We start from the raw sequence: 1,479 nt of genomic DNA, 5'->3' as shown, positions 1-1,479 counted from the left end.
CTAGTACAACATCCCGTAATTACCTTTAATAATTATCGGGCTGCAGATAAGGCTGTAGGAGCGTGACGACGACCTCGGCCATCTCGTCGAGCGAACCTGTGCCCGGCAACGGTTCCCATCGTCCGGTGTGGCTGCGAAAGGCGGCACTATAACGATTGCGGGGGAGTTCGGTAAGGCGCGCCACAACAGTCGGTTCCTCGTCATCGAGACGTTTGATCAACAGGTTCCGCCCGTATGCTTGTGTGACGATCTGCTCATGGCCGAGCAAGCTGCGCAGTTTACGCTGAAGTTCGGCCGCGTAATGTTTGGTGGGTATTGCTGGCATGTCTGTCTCTCGATTACGATGTGCCCGTTTGCAACGGATAGCCCCGGAAAGTCCATTTGAAGGGGCGTGCTGCCTGATTGTGCTCGTGCATAAACTGCTGGGTGCGCTCGCGCAGGTGCGCCGTGCTGGTATGGCTGGCATGGCGTAGCACCCGACGCGTATAGCGGGCAAACCACAGTTCGATCTGATTGACCCAGCTCGCGTGCAGCGGGGTGAAGTGGAAGTGAAACCGCTGGTCATGCCGCTCGTTGAACGCCTGCCAGACCGCCTGAGCGCGATGCGTATTGAGGTTGTCCCAAATCACGTGCACCTGTTTGCCCGGGTGCGCGGCCGCCACGCGCTCCATGAAGGCGACCAGGTCGTCCTGGGTGCGCCGCTCGCGGCAGTCTGCCAGCACTTGACCGGTATGCACATCAAGCGCGGCAATCAGCGCCTGAGTGCCGTGCCGGATATATTCAAACTCCCGACGACGCAGCCGTCCCGGTGCCGGCGCGCGCCCCGGGTGCTTGCGCTCGATGGCTTGAATGCCCGTCTTCTCGTCGATGCTGAGCACCACCGCATTTTTGGGCGCCTTGCGGTACAGCTTGCAAATCACATTGACCTTCTCGCGAAAGGCCGGGTCGGGACTGTGTAGCCATTGCTGGACCCGGTGCGGTCGAACGTCGCCAGCCTGCAGAATGCGCTGCACATGGCTGCGGCTGATCTGTTCGACAATGCCACGCTCGATCGCGCGCGCCACTATCTCGTCCAGTGTCGGCGTCACCCGTCCCTCGGGTTCGTGTGCTTCACATGCCAACGCAATCAACTGCAGTCGCGTTTCTTGCGTGATGCGTGGCGGACGACCGCTACGCTCACCCTCGCGCAGGCCCTGCGCACCGTGCTGTGCGATGCGCTTGCGCCACGCGCAGACCGTCTGCACAGATACGCGCAGTTCTCGAGCAATCACCGTATTCGGATGTCCTTCGTGCGCCCACAGCGCGATGCGTGCCCGCATCACATCTCGCTGAGTCGCGGTCTTCCGCTCGATCAGCGACAGCAGTTCTTCTCGTTCTTTCTTCGCCAACTTCACTGGCGTTGCATGACGACCTTGGCTCATTTCGAAATGATAGCCAAGACAATTATTTAATCAAGCTATTTAGGGGATGTCGTACTAG

At 59.7% G+C, this 1,479-nt stretch carries 2 protein-coding genes; both read right to left on the bottom strand.

Features of this window, described 5'->3' with window-relative positions; translation table 11 throughout:
- Positions 1–25 precede the first annotated feature (25 nt).
- A complete protein-coding gene (locus tag NCT05_RS36615; RefSeq protein WP_250504794.1) occupies positions 26–325 on the bottom strand; it encodes a hypothetical protein in 300 nt (99 codons plus the stop codon).
- Between the two features lie 13 nt (positions 326–338).
- Positions 339–1,421 carry an IS630 family transposase gene (locus NCT05_RS36610; RefSeq protein ID WP_250504793.1) on the bottom strand — a complete coding sequence of 361 codons (1,083 nt, stop codon included), beginning with the start codon at positions 1,419–1,421 and terminating at the stop codon, positions 339–341.
- Positions 1,422–1,479 lie beyond the last annotated feature (58 nt).

The sequence above is a fragment of the Caballeronia sp. AZ7_KS35 genome, assembly GCF_023631045.1.
GTDB classification, from domain to species: domain Bacteria; phylum Pseudomonadota; class Gammaproteobacteria; order Burkholderiales; family Burkholderiaceae; genus Caballeronia; species Caballeronia zhejiangensis.
Note: the sequence above shows the minus strand (reverse complement) of the source record. Positions and strands in the feature narration are given on the sequence as shown.